The organism is Rhizobium sp. 01N48 (genome assembly GCF_056399145.1).
In genome coordinates this window covers 276,179-290,829 of sequence record NZ_JBFTQT010000003.1, presented here as the reverse complement: position 1 = coordinate 290,829, position 14,651 = coordinate 276,179, and the positions used below count along the sequence as shown (strand labels likewise).

The window sequence follows — 14,651 nt, the reverse complement described above, 5'->3', positions numbered from 1 at the left end:
TTTAGGCCGCCTTGTTCTCACCACCGGGGTTCATCATTTCCTGCTCGACGGCGTCGATCGAAGGACGCTCGTAGGCCGAGATCGTCTTGCGGCCGTATTCGAGAGCAACCTGCGGAACCGAGCCGTTCATGTAGGCAAGCAGCGTCTGCTTGACGATGACGTAGAGGCGGTGCTGCTTCGAACGCACGATCTTGATCTGCGAGGTGATCGGCGAGCACACGCAGTAGGAAAGCAGAATGCCGAGGAAGGTACCGACGAGCGCCGAGCCGATCAGGTGACCGAGAACTTCAGGCGAATCGTTGATGTGCGCCATGGCCTTGATGACGCCGAGAACGGCCGCGACGATACCGATTGCCGGGAAGGCGTCGCCCATAGTCTGGATGGCGTGGTAGGGCTTCATCTTGTCGTGAAGGATCGTGTTGATCTCTTCGTCCATCAGCGCCTCGATCTCGTGGCTGCGTGCGTTGCCGATGATGATCAGGCGAACGTAGTCACAGATGAACGCCGTGATTTCCTTGTTCTTCAGGATGGTCGGCGCGGACTGGAAGATCGACGATTCAGCCGGATTGTCGATGTGAGCTTCAATCTCGTTGCGCGACTTCGTGCGCAGGTCGCGCATCAGCGAGTAGAGAACGCCGAGCGTATCGAGATAGTTACGCTCTTTCGGAACCGAATGCTTGAAGGCTTCCCCAAGCGCCTTGCCCGAGTCTTTCACGACCTTCATCGGGTTGGCCATGATGAAGCTGCCGATGCCGGCGCCGCCGATGATGACGAGCTCGAAGGGCTGCCAGAGCGCGTCGATGTGACCGCCCATGGCCATGAAGCTGCCGACGATACAGCCGCAGACAATCACAAATCCGATAATGATATTCATCGCCAGTCCAAACCTGATCGTTATTTTCAACCGAAGGGATAGGAGGGCTGGCTTGCGTGAGGCTGATCCTCGCCTTGACGATTAAGCTTTCCGGCAAGCTTTTTGCCAAGCATTTCCGATGCCAGCTTCGCGCAAGGATTTGCTGACAATCTACAGATGACGAATGGGCCACCATGCCCATGTCTGAGATGCCGCCTCAGCGGAATCGGGGTCGAACACACGACAAACGCCCAGGTTTCGTAACGTTCATCGCCAATGCCAGGAGCCTACCCCGATGCAATCCGGTCTTTATGTTTCTCTGTCGTCGCAGATGGCACTTATGCGTCGTCTCGACACCATCGCGGACAACCTGGCGAACGTGAACACGACTGGCTTTCGTGGCACCGAGGTCAAGTTCAATCAGCTGATCGGCGATACCGATAACAAGCTCAACGCGAAGATCGCATATGTTTCGCAGGGCAACGACTACCTGTCCGCCGACAATGGTGAAATGAACCACACCGGCAACATGCTCGATTTCGCGATCAAGGGCGATGCCTGGTTCTCGCTCGACACGCCGGCCGGCCGGGTTCTGACCAAGGATGGCCGCTTCACGCTGACCGATAACGGTGAGCTGGTCTCGGTGCGCGGATATCCGGTGCTCGACACCGGCGGCGGGCCGATCATGCTCGACAGAGCCGCTGGCGAGCCGAAGGTCGGCGCCGACGGCATGATCTACCAGAACAATCGGCAGGTCGCCTCGCTGGGCCTTTTCGAGGCCGATATCTCCAAGGGTTATCTTCGCTACGAAAACAGCGGCATCATGACCACCCAGACGCCGACCGCCGTGACCGACCGCTTCAATGTCGGCGTCCAGCAGGGCTATCTCGAAAATTCGAACGTCAACGCGATGCGCGAAATCACCCAGCTGATCGAGGTCAACCGTGCCTTCGAAAGCATGACTTCGCTCACCAAGGACAGCGAATCCTCCTTCGGCGAAGCCATCAAGACGCTTGGCGGCAGCCGCTAAGCGGAAGGTTTGATCCATGGGCAATGAACAGCTGACCGAGGCGGCGCTTTCCAAAAAGCTCACCCATCTCGAAGCGCTTTCCGCACGCTACGCCAATCCCGATTTCATGATCGCGCCCGGCGGCCATGTGCAGACGATCGCGACTGGTCACTACACGGTCACGGGCCTCTCGCGCCATCTGCGCTTGGGAGAGTTCGTCGCCCACAAGTCTTCAACGGGCGTGCATCTCGGTGAGGTCGTTCGCGTCGAGCCGGATCTTGCCTATGTCTGCCCCATCGAGCCGGGCGAACCGATCGGCATCCATGACACCGTCATCCGCAAGGGCGCCTTCCGCATCGCGCCGTCGGATAGCTGGTGCGGCCGGACCATCAGCTCGCTCTGCGAGCCGATCGATGGCAAGGGACCAGTTGTCGAGGGACTGAAGCGTCGCTCGATCTCCAACACCGCGCCGCCCTCGATGACACGCCAGCGTGTCGAGAAGGGTTTCAAGACCGGTGTTCGCGCGATCGACATCTTCTCGCCGCTGTGTCTCGGCCAGCGCCTCGGCATTTTCGCCGGCTCGGGCGTCGGCAAATCGACCCTGCTCTCCATGCTTGCGCGCGCGGACGCATTCGACAAGGTCGTGATCGCGCTGGTTGGCGAACGTGGCCGCGAGGTTCGCGAATTCATCGAGGATACGCTCGGCGCCGACATGCAGAAATCCGTCGTGGTCGTGGCGACCAGCGACGAAAGCCCGATGCTGCGCAAGATGGCGCCGCTGACGGCGATCACCATCGCCGAGCATTTCCGCGACCAGGGCGACAACGTGCTCCTGATCGTCGATAGCGTCACGCGTTTCGCGCATGCCATCCGCGAAGTCGCGACCGCCTCCGGCGAGCCGCCGATCGCGCGCGGCTATCCGGCATCCGTCTTCACCGAACTGCCGCGCTTGCTCGAGCGCGCCGGCCCCGGCCCCGAGGGCACCGGCACCATCACGGCCATCATCTCGATCCTCGTCGATGGCGACAATCACAACGATCCGATCGCCGACTCCACCCGCGGCATTCTCGACGGCCACCTCGTGCTCCAACGCAGCCTGGCAGACGAAGGCCGCTACCCGCCGATCGATCCGCTCGCATCGATCTCGCGTCTGGCGCGCAAGGCCTGGACGCCGGATCAGGAGAAGCTCGTCTCGCGCCTCAAGGCTCTGGTTCACCGTTACGAGGAAACCCGCGACCTTCGCTTGATCGGCGGTTACCGGCAGGGTGCCGATCCGGATCTCGACATGGCGGTCAAGCAGGTGCCCGTCATTTACGACGTACTGAAGCAATCCCCCGGCGATCAGCCATCCCCGGATTCCTTTGCCGATCTGGCGGGAGCCCTGAAGGCGGCCGCCGGCATCGGCAACCAGCCGGTACGCAGATAGCCGAATTAGACGATAGCCGACGCTTGAAGATAGAAAGACCACACGTGACCGATTTCGACGATGACGAAAAGATTCCGCCGCTGAAGCCACAGGGCCGTCGCAGGTCGACGTTCAACGATCGCGTGCTCACGATCACCGGGCTGCTGCTCGCCGGCGCGTCCGCGATCTTTCCGTGGTACGTCTTCTTCAACGAAAACAAGTTCGGCATCAATGTCGCCGAGGGTGACCGCACGCGCGACCTGCCGAACTGGCCGGCGCGCAATGTCTTCAGCGTTTCACCGCTGGCCATGGCCAACAAAAACCCGCCGGAAGTAAAGCCGGAGGTCCCCGTCGACCCGCTGACGACCGCGACGGTCTCCTCCATCGGCAAGGAAGACAACAAGGGCGCGCCCGCCGAAGATCAGCCGTTCCCCGGAAAGTCGGCCTTCCGCCTTCTGCACGTCGCCAACGGCCGGGCGCTGATCGAGGACACATCGGGCATGTACGTCGTTCGCGTGGGCTCGATCCTGCCGGATGAGAGCCGCCTCGCGACGCTTGAGCAGCGCGACGGCAAGTGGGTGATCATCACGTCCAAAGGCGAAGTCTACTGACATAGCCAATCTCGGAAAATGCCGGTTTCCAAGGCTCCTCCGCACCTGCGGTGGAGCCTTTTTCGTCTCCGCCGATCCCAGCTCGCCCTTATGAAGCAAGAACGCATTCTCCGTAAGTCTGACGCAAGATTACCCACCTAGGTTCACGGCAGTAAAAAGGAGAGTTCCATGCAACCGATTCAACTGTTCGACTTGGCCTCGCGGCAGGCGGAATGGCTGACGATTCGTCAGGAAGTCGTTGCCGGCAACATCGCGAACGCCAACACGCCAAAGTATCGCGCCAAGGACATCACGCCGTTCCAGGCCGTTCTCGACCATTCGGACGTTGCCATGGCGCGGACCAATGCCGCGCATCTGAGCGGCAACGATCTCAGCACCAAGAACGACATCGACATCAAGGATGCCGCTCTGGATGAAGAGATGGGCGTACAGGAATCGGGCAACACGGTCGGTCTGGCCGAGGAGCTCTCCAAGTCTGGCGAAATCAAGCGCCAGTATGAGCTGAACACCTCGCTGGTGGGGTCTTTCAACCGAATGATGCTTATGACGGTGAAGAGCTAAGATCATGGATCCTTTGTCTGCAGCAATGAAAATCGCTGGTTCGGGTCTCGAGGCGCAATCGACGCGCCTGCGTATCGTGTCCGAAAATATCGCAAACTCGCGCTCCACGGGCGACACGCCCGGCGCTGATCCCTACCGCCGCAAGACGATTACCTTCGGCGAAGCGGTCGATCGCGCCAACGGCGTCACGACGGTCAACGTCAAGAAGCTGGGCGTCGATGAATCGAAGTTCAGCACCGAATTCGACCCCAACAATCCCGCCGCGGACGCCAAGGGCGTGGTCAAGCTTCCCAACGTCAACATGCTGGTCGAAATGGCCGACATGCGTGAAGCAAACCGCTCCTACGACGCCAACCTGCAGACCATCAAGCAGTCCCGCGATCTGATCTCGTCGACCATCGACCTTCTGAAGAGCCAATAATGATTAACAGCGTAAATAGCCTCAGCTCCCTGTCGATCACGCGCGATCTGAGCGGCGTCGATCTCGGCAAGTCCCAGGCCTCGTCGTCGGCGCAGAGCGCCACCAACGATGCCAGCTTCGCATCCGTCCTCGGCAACGCTGCCACCAACGCCGTCAATTCGATCAAGGGCGCTGAAAACATGTCCTTCGAAGGCATCAAGGGCACCGCCACGACGCGCGAAGTCGTCGATGCCGTCATGCAGGCGCAGCAGACCCTTCAGACCGCCATTGCCATTCGAGACAAGGTCGTTTCGGCCTTTCTCGAAGTAACCAAGATGCAGATGTAGTTGATTTTAAGGATTGAGCCATGAGAGCGCTTGCCATTGCAGCAACGGGCATGGATGCCCAGCAGACCAACCTTGAGGTCATCGCGAACAACATCGCGAACATCAACACCACAGGCTTCAAGCGCGCCCGCGCCGAGTTCACGGATCTGCTCTACCAGACAGAACGCGCGCAGGGCGTCTCCAACCGCGCCAACCAGGCGATCGTGCCCGAGGGTGCGAACATCGGTCTCGGTGTCCAGACGTCTGCCGTTCGCAACCTGCACATCCAGGGCGAACTGGCACAGACCGGCAATGACCTCGACGTGGCGCTGATCGGCCGTGGCTTCTTCCAGATCCAGGCGCCTGATGGCACGACGCTCTACACCCGCGCCGGCGCGTTCAACAAGAACGAGACCGGCCAGATCGTCACCGTCGACGGCTACACCGTCGCGCCGAACATCACCATTCCGGTCGGTTCGACGCAGCTTACCATCAGCCGCTCCGGCGAAGTCACCGCGGTGTTGCCGGGCCAGACAACGCCCACGACTCTCGGACAGATGCAGATCGCCGACTTCGTCAACGAAGCGGGCCTGAAGCCGCTCGGCGACAACCTCTTCCAGGAAACGCCCGCTTCCGGCCAGCCGGTCGTCGGCACGCCTGACGATCCGGGCTACGGCTATCTCAAGCAGAGCTACCTGGAATCGTCCAACGTCGACCCGGTGAAGGAAATCACCGAGCTGATCTCGGCGCAGCGCGCTTACGAAATGAACTCCAAAGTCATCACCACCGCCGACGAAATGGCCTCCATCGTCAGCAAGAACCTGAAGTAACAGGGAAGGGCCGAAACATGACGTTTTGCCGGGTAGAACATCTTCGTGGATGGGCGAAAGCCGCACTCGTTGCGGCCATGACCTTTGCGGCGCCGACGGCTTTTGCCGCCGCCGACATGGGGTACGCGGTCATTCCGACCACCATCATCTATCCCGGCGAAACGATCTCCAGCGCCCAGCTGCAGGAAGTCGAAGTCACCAACCCCAATCTGCAGGGCGATTACGCCAAGTCCATCCATGAGGTGGACGGCATGATCTCGAAGCGCACCCTGCTTCCCGGCCAGTCGATTTCCGTCTCGGCGTTGCGCGAACCCTATACCGTTACACGCGGTTCTTCGATCCGCCTGGTCTTCACGGTTGGCGCGATGGCGATCTCGGCCGCCGGCTCTCCGCTTGAAGACGGCATGACCGGCCAGATGGTCCGTGTCCGCAACATGGACTCCGGCGTCATCGTCAGCGGCACCGTGCTCGCGAACGGCACCATACACGTGGCTGCAAAATGAAGATCCTATTCCGCCTTTTCATCGCACTTGCAATGCTCGCGCCAAACGTCCTGGCTGTCACGCCGGCGGCGGCAATGAGCTCGCGCATCAAGGATATCGCCTCGCTGCAGGCGGGCCGCGACAACCAGCTGATCGGCTACGGCCTCATCGTCGGTCTCCAGGGGACTGGGGATGGCTTCCGTTCATCGCCCTTCACCGAGCAGTCGATGCGCGCGATGCTGCAGAACCTCGGCATCTCCACGCAGGGCGGCCAGTCCAACGCCAAGAACACCGCGGCCGTCATGGTCACCGCCAACCTGCCGCCGTTCGCAAGCCCCGGCAGCCGGCTCGACGTCAACGTCAGCTCGCTGGGTGATGCCACGTCGCTGCGCGGCGGAACGCTGATCATGACCTCGCTGTCGGGCGCCGATGGCCAGATCTACGCCGTCGCCCAGGGCTCGGTGGTCGTCTCCGGTTTCACGGCGCAGGGCCAGGCCGCAACCGTTACCGAAGGCGTGACGACGGCCGGTCGCGTCCCGAGCGGCGCCATCATCGAACGTGAACTTCCATCGCGCTTCAAGGATTCGATCAACCTCGTCCTGCAGCTGCGCAATCCGGATTTCTCCACCGCCGTCCGCATCGCCGACGTGGTCAACGGCTACGCCCGCGCCCGCTTCGGCGGCCCGGTTGCCGAGCCGAAGGACGCGCAGGAAGTCATCGTTCAGAAGCCGCGCGAAGCGGACCTGACGCGCCTGATGGCCGATATCGAAAACCTCGCTGTCGAAACCGATACGCCGGCCAAGGTCGTCATCAACGAGCGGACGGGCACGATCGTCATCGGCGCCGACGTCCGCGTCTCACCGGTCGCCGTCAGCTATGGCACGCTGACCGTGCAGGTCACCGAGACGCCGCAGGTCATTCAGCCCGAACCCTTCTCGCGCGGCGTCACCGCCGTCCAGCCGCAGACCGATATCCAGGCCCAGCAGACGGGTGGCAATGTCGCCCTGCTCGACGGACCTGATCTGAAGACGCTGGTGGCCGGCCTCAACAACATCGGCGTCAAGCCCGATGGCATCATCGCCATCCTCCAGGGCATCAAGTCGGCCGGTGCGCTGCAAGCGGAGCTTGTCCTGCAATGACGAAGATCTCTTTTGCGAACATGACGGTTTCGGAACTGGCGAAGCGCCTGGTCCTGCCCACGGCTGCCGTCGTCATGCTGACCATTCCCGGCGCCTTCGCGCAGGAAGCACGCACCTCGGCGGGCGGCGAGCTGACGTCCGAGGAAGAAATCAAGCAGTTCTGCAGCAACATCGCCGAACCCGCCCGCGACCAGCGCTATCTTTTACAGAAGCAGGAACTCGACAAGCTCCGGGCAGACGTCGATAGCCGCATGGCCGAAATGACGAAGCGCCGCGACGAGTATCAGGACTGGCTGAAGCGTCGCAACGACTTCCTGAAGCAGGCCGAGGCCGGGCTGACCGATATCTACAAGAAGATGAAGCCGGACGCAGCGGCGCTGCAGCTTCAGGAAGTGAAGGTCGAAGTGGCGGCCGCCGTGATCATGCGGCTGAACGCCACGCAGTCGAGCCTGATCCTGAACGAGATGGATCCGCAGAGAGCTGCGGTTATCGCCAACATCATCGCCAGCGCGTCCGATCCCAATACGTCGAAGGACCCCTCATGAACAAGCGTTTCCCGGTCGCGATTGCCGCAGTAGCCATTCTGGCCGGCTGCCAATCCCCGCAGGCGATCAACGAGATCGGCCGTGCGCCTGCCATGAGCCCGATCGGCAGCGGTCTTGCCTATGGCCAGACGCAGCAGATGTCGATGTATCCGAAGCAGCCGCGCCAGGTCGCCCAGGGCTATTCGCTCTGGAGTGATTCCAAGGCCGCTCTGTTCAAGGATGCTCGCGCGCTCAACGTCGGCGATATCCTGACGGTCAACATCTCGATCAACGACAAGGGCTCGTTCGAAAACAACAGCAAGCGCAGTCGTGAGAACAGCAGCGGGCTGAACTGGGACGCGCAGGCCAACATCCTCGGCTGGAACCCGTCGTCGAAAACCGACGTCACCTATGGCTCCGACACGAGCACGGATGGCAAGGGCAAGATCGAGCGCACCGACAAGCTGAACCTGATGGTCGCGGCCGTCGTCACCGGCATCCTCGAAAACGGCAACCTTGTTGTCAGCGGCTCGCAGGAAGTGCGCCTGAACCAGGAACTGCGCATCTTGAACGTCGCCGGTATCGTGCGTCCGCAGGACGTGACCGCCGACAACGAAATCTCCTACGACAGGATCGCCGAAGCGCGCATCTCCTATGGTGGCCGCGGCCGCCTGATGGAAGTGCAGCAGCCCCCGCGCGGCCAGCAGGCCGTCGATATCCTCTCGCCACTCTAAGGTCCGGCACAATGGCAGACGCAGAAGGCACCGAGGGCCAGCCGAAGAAGAAGTCGGCGATGATGATGACGATCATCGGCCTTGCCGTCCTGACACTCCTTGGCGGCGGCGGTGGCTGGGTCGTCGGCGGCATGATCGCGCCCAGCGTGAAATCCGCGCAGCAGGCCGAACAGCCCGCTGCGGCGGCCGAACAGGCAAAGGCTGGCGAGACCGGGCTCCAGAAGATCTCGACGGAAGCCAACAACGTTGTGCAGCTCGAGCCGATCACCTCGAACCTCGCCTATCCCTCCGAGAACTGGGTGCGTCTCGAAGTGGCGCTGCTGTTCTCCGGCCCGCCGGACGTAAAGCTCGCCGAGGATATCCACCAGGATATCATGGCCTATATCCGGACGGTTTCGCTGCAGCAGATCGAGGGCCCGCGCGGCTTCGAATATCTTAGGGATGACATCCAGGAGCGTGTTGACCTTCGGGCGCAGGGACGCGTATCGAAAGTCATGTTCAGGACCTTCGTCATCGAATGATTCGATTCCTAGTGATCTTGGCTGCCATGATGGCGGTCCCGGAGCTGGCGCATGCGCAGCAGCTCCCGTCGAACCTGCTCAACCTGCCGGTGGACGGTTCGGTTGCGGCATGGATCATCCGCACTTTCGGTCTTTTGACGGTTCTGTCGGTCGCGCCCGGCATCCTGATCATGGTGACAAGCTTCCCTCGCTTCGTCATCGCTTTCTCTATTCTGCGCACCGGCCTCGGCCTCGCCTCCACCCCCTCGAACATGATCCTCTTGTCGCTGTCGCTGTTCATGACCTTCTACGTCATGCAGCCGACCTTCGATCAGGCATGGCGGGATGGCGTTCAGCCGCTCCTGTCGAACCAGATCAATGAGCAGCAGGCGGTGGAGCGGATCGCTGAGCCCTTCCGCACCTTCATGACGCGCAACACCCGTGACAAGGATCTGGCGCTCTTCGTCGATCTCGCCCGTGAGCGCGGCCAGATGGTCGATACCGGCGCCACGATCGATTATCGCGTGCTTGTTCCCGCCTTCATGATCTCGGAAATCCGGCGCGGCTTCGAAATCGGCTTCCTGGTCGTCCTTCCGTTTCTCGTCATCGACCTGATCGTTGCCACCATCACCATGGCCATGGGCATGATGATGCTGCCGCCGACATCGATCTCACTGCCGTTCAAGATCCTGTTCTTCGTCCTGATCGACGGCTGGAACCTGCTGGTCGGCAGCCTGGTTCGATCTTTCAACTGACGCGCTGCACGGAAAGCGCTTCTCGATCTTCCAAAACAAAAGGCCGGCGATCAGATCGCCGGCCTTTTGCTTTTGTTTTTATGAGAGATCGCGAACCCGTCGCGGCCCAAGTCAGAACGGTGAGGTTCTGACGGGCAGGGCGGGCACGTCGAGATGGTCGGGCTCAAGTCCCTCTTTCGCGCGGGCGACCGTCATCTCATAGGCTGTCTCGAGGTGCCGGCAGAAGCGCTCCGCGTCGAACAGCGGCTTGATCATCTTGTTGTCGTCGATCGTCTGCTTGAACGCGGCGATCCGCTCGGGATTCTCGTAAAGAGCAATAGCCATGTCTTCGTAGGCCTGCGCATCGTCGGCCACCAGCTCGGGCAGCCCGATCGCGTTCAGCAGGCTCTCGGTGACACGCGAGGCGAAGTTGGTGCCCTTCAGCGTCAGCACAGGCAAACCGCCCCAGAGCTGCTCCGACGTCGTGGTGTGGCCGTTGTACGGCCAGGTGTCGAGCGCAAGATCGGCCGCCTGCTGCCTGTCAATGTGGCTGCGATAATCCGCATGCCCGCAGAAGACGAGACGCTTGGCGGGAATTCCCCGGCTTTTGAAATACTCGCGGAGATTGGCTTCCGTCTGCTTCGAGACCGCCATCATCCACAGCACGCTGTTCGGCGCGCGGCGAAGCACGTTGCACCAGACGTCGACCGTCTCCGGCGTGATCTTACGGCTGGCATTGAACGATGCGAAAACGAATTTGTCGTCAGGCAGACCGAATTCGCCGCGATCCACGAAGCCGGGCGTCGGCCGGTGGAAGGGATCGTTCGGCTGGTAGGTGTCCGGCAAGCGGATGAATTTTTCGTGGTAATGCGGGCGCGAGGAATCGGGCAGAACGAACCGGTCGCCGATGACGTAGTCGACATCGGTGTTCGTCGCGCTGCCGGGAAAGCCGAGCCAGGAAATCTGGATCGGTGCGGGACCCTTGTTCAAAACGTGATAGCGCGTTTCGAATGTCGGGCCCTTGAGATCGACGAGAATATCGATCCCGTCGGCCCGCATCCGCTCGGCCATCGCCGCGTCGGATAGATCACCCACCTCGACGACCCGACCCCAGAGGCTTCGGTCGAAGGTGTTGTGCTCGAGGTTCGAAGCGCGCGAATGGCAATAGAGCGTGATCTCGAAACGCTCCCTGTCGTGGAGCTCCAAAACACGGCCCATGAGCTTCATGGTCGCGTGCTGCTCGAAGAGGTCGTTGGAGAGATAGCCGACCCGGATCTTGTCCGCCCACTGATGCGGTCGCGTCCGTCGTGCGTTTGTCTGCTCGACGGTCACGGCATTGTTCATGCTCGAGGTCAGGCGATTCAGCGCTTCGTCGCCACACCACTGGAGATTATAAAATTCGCTCTCATGGTGCAGGAACGCGGTCTGGCCGTTGGCGATCAACTCGTCGATGATCTGCTTGTGCAGCTTGATGCTGGTGAGATCGCTGACATGCCTGGCGAACATCAGATAGAGGAAACGCAGCGGCACCAGTTTCGGGAAGCGCTTGAACAGGTTGCGGATCAGGAGTGCCTGGGTTTCGTCGCCCGGGTCGTTCTTGAGCAATCTGATCGCAAGCAGGGTGTGATCGCTGTTGCTGCTTTCAGCAAGCACCTTGACGAAAGGGCTGAGCAGCTCGTCTTGTCCGCGCTTCTTGTAGATGGAGGCCAGCGCGTAAGCCAGCTCGGCATCGAGGCTTTGGTTCAGCATGTATCGCAGCCCGAGCCTGATGGCCTCGTCTTCGTTACCGACCTCAAAATAAAGCAGCGCTGCCTTGCGGGAAAATTCCGATCCGCTTTGTCCCGCCTTCTCAGCGGCCACGGCAAATGCCATCGCCGCGTCGGCCTTCATTCCCAGCTGCGACAGGGTACGGGCCAGCAAGGCGTAGGTCTTCGCGTCCTGCTGTGTCTCGAGCAACGCGTTCAGCGTCTCCAGCGACTTGGTATAGCGCCCGCTTTGATAGTCTTTTGACGCTGCGGAAAACGAAACCACACGATTCACGGTCAAACCTCGTTCAGTTCTTTACGCGGCAAACATCGGGCTCCGCGGGCATGATCACCACGGACCCAATGAGGCCATTATGGCGCAGAATGACACGTGAACCTTGCCTGAGGCAGGAAGCAGTAATCGTCTCCACTGAGGTCGAAAATGACGTTCGTCTGTTTAAGCTCTCCTTTAACGACTAGTTAACCATTTGTATTCGTTTGAGAAACTGGAGAGGGTCATTAATTAGTCCGCAAGGTTTTGCTGCGAAAGTCATCCTCGACATGACGGGTTTGGTCCCAATGCAGAATGACCAAGTGGCATGAAGCCGAACCGTCATTGCCGGTACATAAGTCCGGTAATGTCCTCCATTGGTATCGAATTTCGGGGACGGATCCATGACAAGCATTAACACCAACAACTCCGCAATGGCAGCTCTTCAGACGCTGCGTAACGTCAACAACAACCTTTCGTCCACGCAGAGCGCTGTGTCGTCCGGTCTTCGCGTTGGCAAGGCTTCTGACAACGCTGCTTACTGGTCGATCGCAACGACCATGAAGTCTGACAACGGCGCTCTTTCGGCTGTTTCCGACGCACTCGGCATGGGTGCAGCAAAGATCGACACGGCTTACACCGCCGTTCAGAGCTCGATCGACGTCGTAACCGAAATCAAGGCCAAGCTTGTTGCCGCAACGGAAGACGGCGTCGACAAGGGCAAGATCAACGACGAAATCAAGCAGCTCCAGCAGCAGCTGACGAGCATTTCCGCTTCGGCTTCGTTCAACGGCGAAAACTGGGTTTCCAGCTCTGCCGCTGGCAAGACCATGTCGGTCGTTTCGTCCTTCATCCGCACCGCAGGCGGCGTCAGCGTATCGACGGCCGGCTACACCTCGACGGCAGACGACCTGCTGTTCGCAGGCGGCGCTGGTATCCTCGATCGTGACGGCAGCGGCACGGTTAGCGCCTCGATCTCTGAATTCTCGATCAGCACGTCCAACACCAAGGGCGACATCGACAGCCTGATCACCGACGCGGAAACTGCTCTGAAGGGCATGACCTCGCTCGGCTCCAAGCTCGGTTCGCTCCAGAAGGGTATCGACCTGCAGAGCGACTTCGTTTCGAAGCTCAGCGACTCGATCGACTCCGGCGTTGGCCGTCTGGTCGATGCAGACATGGAAGAAGAGTCCAGCAAGCTTTCCGCACTGCAGACCCAGCAGCAGCTGGCGATCCAGTCGCTGTCGATCGCGAACTCCTCTTCGCAGAACATCCTGTCGCTCTTCCGCTAATAGCGGAAAACGCATGACATCTGACATCAGTGCGGCCGGGCTTTCCCGGCCGCATTTTTTTATTGCCCCGTGGTTTCTGCTAAGTGTCGGGTATTTCTTAAATTTCTTCCCGGCGAGTTTAGTGTTTCTTAACCATGTTGCGGTCATATGGGCTCATCGAAACGGTGAGTTGATCAGCAAATGCACGGTCAACAGGCATGACGCTGACCGCCGTTTCCGGTAATAGTCCGGAATGTCCCTTCGTACGAAAAATTGCCGATAAGGGGCTTTTTAAATGACCAGCATTCTCACGAACAATTCCGCAATGGCAGCTCTTCAGACGCTGCGCAGCGTGAACAACAACCTCTCGGACACCCAGAGCGCTGTGTCGTCTGGTCTCCGCGTCGGCAAGGCAGCTGACAATGCTGCTTACTGGTCGATCGCAACGACCATGAAGTCCGACAACGGCGCCCTCTCGGCCGTTTCCGACGCATTGGGCATGGGCGCCGCCAAGGTCGATACGGCCTACACCGCCGTTCAGAGCTCGATCGACGTCGTATCCGAAATCAAGGCCAAGCTCGTCGCCGCGACTGAAGACGGTGTCGACAAGGCCAAGATCAACGACGAAGTCAAGCAGCTGCAGCAGCAGCTGAAGAGCATCTCCGCCTCGGCTTCGTTCAACGGCGAAAACTGGGTTTCGAACGCTGAAACCAAGACCATGTCGGTCGTTTCGTCCTTCATCCGCACCGCCGGTGGCGTCAGCGTCAGCACCTCGGGCTATTCCGCCCAGGCCGACGATCTTCTCTTCAGCGATACCCAGAGCGGCATTCTGGATCGCACGGGCTCGTCCGCTGCCGGTTCGATCTCCGAATTCTCGATCACCGCTGGCGACACCAAGGGAACCATCGACGAGCTGATCACCGACACGGAAGATGCTCTGAAGAGCATGACCTCGCTCGGCTCCAAGCTTGGTTCGCTGCAGAAGGGTATCGACCTGCAGAGCGACTTCGTCTCCAAGCTCTCCGACTCGATCGACTCTGGCGTTGGCCGCCTCGTCGATGCCGACATGGAAGAAGAGTCCAGCAAGCTTTCGGCACTCCAGACCCAGCAGCAGCTCGCTGTTCAGTCGCTGTCGATCGCCAACTCCTCTTCGCAGAACATCCTGTCGCTGTTCCGCTAAAATCGCCGGCGCCTCCGGGCGCCCGCGTAAGGACACACCTCCGCTTCGGCGGATGGTTTCGAAGGCCGCGCTCTCC

The 14,651-nt window shown here is 60.4% G+C and carries 17 protein-coding genes; 15 read left to right on the top strand and 2 right to left on the bottom strand.

All coding sequences use genetic code 11. The features are described 5' to 3' along the window. Nucleotide 1: 1 nt before the first annotated feature. Complete coding sequence (gene motA / locus AC1DOG_RS07800) at nt 2-874, bottom strand: flagellar motor stator protein MotA (protein WP_018898423.1); 873 nt, start codon at nt 872-874, stop codon at nt 2-4. A gap of 274 nt (nt 875-1,148) precedes the next feature. On the opposite strand from motA, the gene flgF reads away from it, so the two are divergent. From flgF to fliP, 13 genes are all read left to right on the top strand, one after another. After that, the gene (gene flgF / locus AC1DOG_RS07795; RefSeq protein ID WP_113009914.1) at nt 1,149-1,883 is read left to right on the top strand and encodes a flagellar basal-body rod protein FlgF; all 735 of its coding nucleotides are present in this window, start codon (nt 1,149-1,151) and stop codon (nt 1,881-1,883) included. A gap of 16 nt (nt 1,884-1,899) precedes the next feature. Then, nucleotides 1,900-3,288, top strand: coding sequence for a flagellar protein export ATPase FliI (fliI, locus tag AC1DOG_RS07790; protein ID WP_112942781.1), 1,389 nt, complete (start codon nt 1,900-1,902; stop codon nt 3,286-3,288). A 44-nt stretch (nt 3,289-3,332) separates the two neighbouring features. Next, the gene (locus AC1DOG_RS07785) at nt 3,333-3,878 is read left to right on the top strand and encodes a flagellar protein (protein ID WP_112942780.1); all 546 of its coding nucleotides are present in this window, start codon (nt 3,333-3,335) and stop codon (nt 3,876-3,878) included. Between the two features lie 168 nt (nt 3,879-4,046). Beyond that, nucleotides 4,047-4,439, top strand: coding sequence for a flagellar basal body rod protein FlgB (flgB, locus tag AC1DOG_RS07780; RefSeq protein ID WP_018898427.1), 393 nt, complete (start codon nt 4,047-4,049; stop codon nt 4,437-4,439). Between the two features lie 4 nt (nt 4,440-4,443). Continuing rightward, nucleotides 4,444-4,860 (top strand): flagellar basal body rod protein FlgC, encoded by a 417-nt coding sequence (gene flgC, locus AC1DOG_RS07775; protein ID WP_113009916.1) that lies wholly within the window; start codon nt 4,444-4,446, stop codon nt 4,858-4,860. After that, nucleotides 4,860-5,186 (top strand): flagellar hook-basal body complex protein FliE, encoded by a 327-nt coding sequence (fliE, locus tag AC1DOG_RS07770; protein ID WP_113009917.1) that lies wholly within the window; start codon nt 4,860-4,862, stop codon nt 5,184-5,186. The genes flgC and fliE overlap by 1 nt, the downstream gene beginning before the upstream one ends. A gap of 20 nt (nt 5,187-5,206) precedes the next feature. After that, nucleotides 5,207-5,995, top strand: a complete 789-nt coding sequence (gene flgG, locus AC1DOG_RS07765; RefSeq protein WP_113009918.1) for a flagellar basal-body rod protein FlgG — start codon at nt 5,207-5,209, stop codon at nt 5,993-5,995. Between the two features lie 17 nt (nt 5,996-6,012). Beyond that, nucleotides 6,013-6,498 (top strand): flagellar basal body P-ring formation chaperone FlgA, encoded by a 486-nt coding sequence (gene flgA, locus AC1DOG_RS07760; RefSeq protein ID WP_477927289.1) that lies wholly within the window; start codon nt 6,013-6,015, stop codon nt 6,496-6,498. Then, nucleotides 6,495-7,616, top strand: a complete 1,122-nt coding sequence (locus tag AC1DOG_RS07755) for a flagellar basal body P-ring protein FlgI (RefSeq protein ID WP_113196472.1) — start codon at nt 6,495-6,497, stop codon at nt 7,614-7,616. The genes flgA and AC1DOG_RS07755 overlap by 4 nt, the downstream gene beginning before the upstream one ends. Next, nucleotides 7,613-8,161: a MotE family protein gene (locus AC1DOG_RS07750; RefSeq protein ID WP_047507413.1), complete on the top strand. Its 549-nt coding sequence runs from the start codon at nt 7,613-7,615 to the stop codon at nt 8,159-8,161. The genes AC1DOG_RS07755 and AC1DOG_RS07750 overlap by 4 nt, the downstream gene beginning before the upstream one ends. After that, entirely contained in the window at nt 8,158-8,874 is a 717-nt protein-coding gene (gene flgH / locus AC1DOG_RS07745; protein WP_047507417.1) for a flagellar basal body L-ring protein FlgH, read from the top strand. Before AC1DOG_RS07750 ends, flgH begins: the two co-directional genes overlap by 4 nt. 11 nt (nt 8,875-8,885) lie before the next feature. Continuing rightward, a complete protein-coding gene (locus AC1DOG_RS07740; protein WP_477927288.1) occupies nt 8,886-9,395 on the top strand; it encodes a flagellar basal body-associated FliL family protein in 510 nt (169 codons plus the stop codon). Beyond that, entirely contained in the window at nt 9,392-10,129 is a 738-nt protein-coding gene (fliP, locus tag AC1DOG_RS07735) for a flagellar type III secretion system pore protein FliP (protein ID WP_477927287.1), read from the top strand. The genes AC1DOG_RS07740 and fliP overlap by 4 nt, the downstream gene beginning before the upstream one ends. Before the next feature lie 111 nt (nt 10,130-10,240). On the opposite strand, the gene AC1DOG_RS07730 is transcribed toward fliP, so the two are convergent. Next, nucleotides 10,241-12,148, bottom strand: a complete 1,908-nt coding sequence (locus AC1DOG_RS07730; RefSeq protein ID WP_477927286.1) for an O-linked N-acetylglucosamine transferase, SPINDLY family protein — start codon at nt 12,146-12,148, stop codon at nt 10,241-10,243. 380 nt (nt 12,149-12,528) lie between these two features. On the opposite strand from AC1DOG_RS07730, the gene AC1DOG_RS07725 reads away from it, so the two are divergent. Continuing rightward, nucleotides 12,529-13,416, top strand: a complete 888-nt coding sequence (locus AC1DOG_RS07725) for a flagellin N-terminal helical domain-containing protein (protein ID WP_477927285.1) — start codon at nt 12,529-12,531, stop codon at nt 13,414-13,416. A 274-nt stretch (nt 13,417-13,690) separates the two neighbouring features. Next, nucleotides 13,691-14,575 (top strand): flagellin N-terminal helical domain-containing protein, encoded by an 885-nt coding sequence (locus AC1DOG_RS07720; protein WP_477927284.1) that lies wholly within the window; start codon nt 13,691-13,693, stop codon nt 14,573-14,575. The last annotated feature ends 76 nt before the right edge of the window (nt 14,576-14,651 follow it).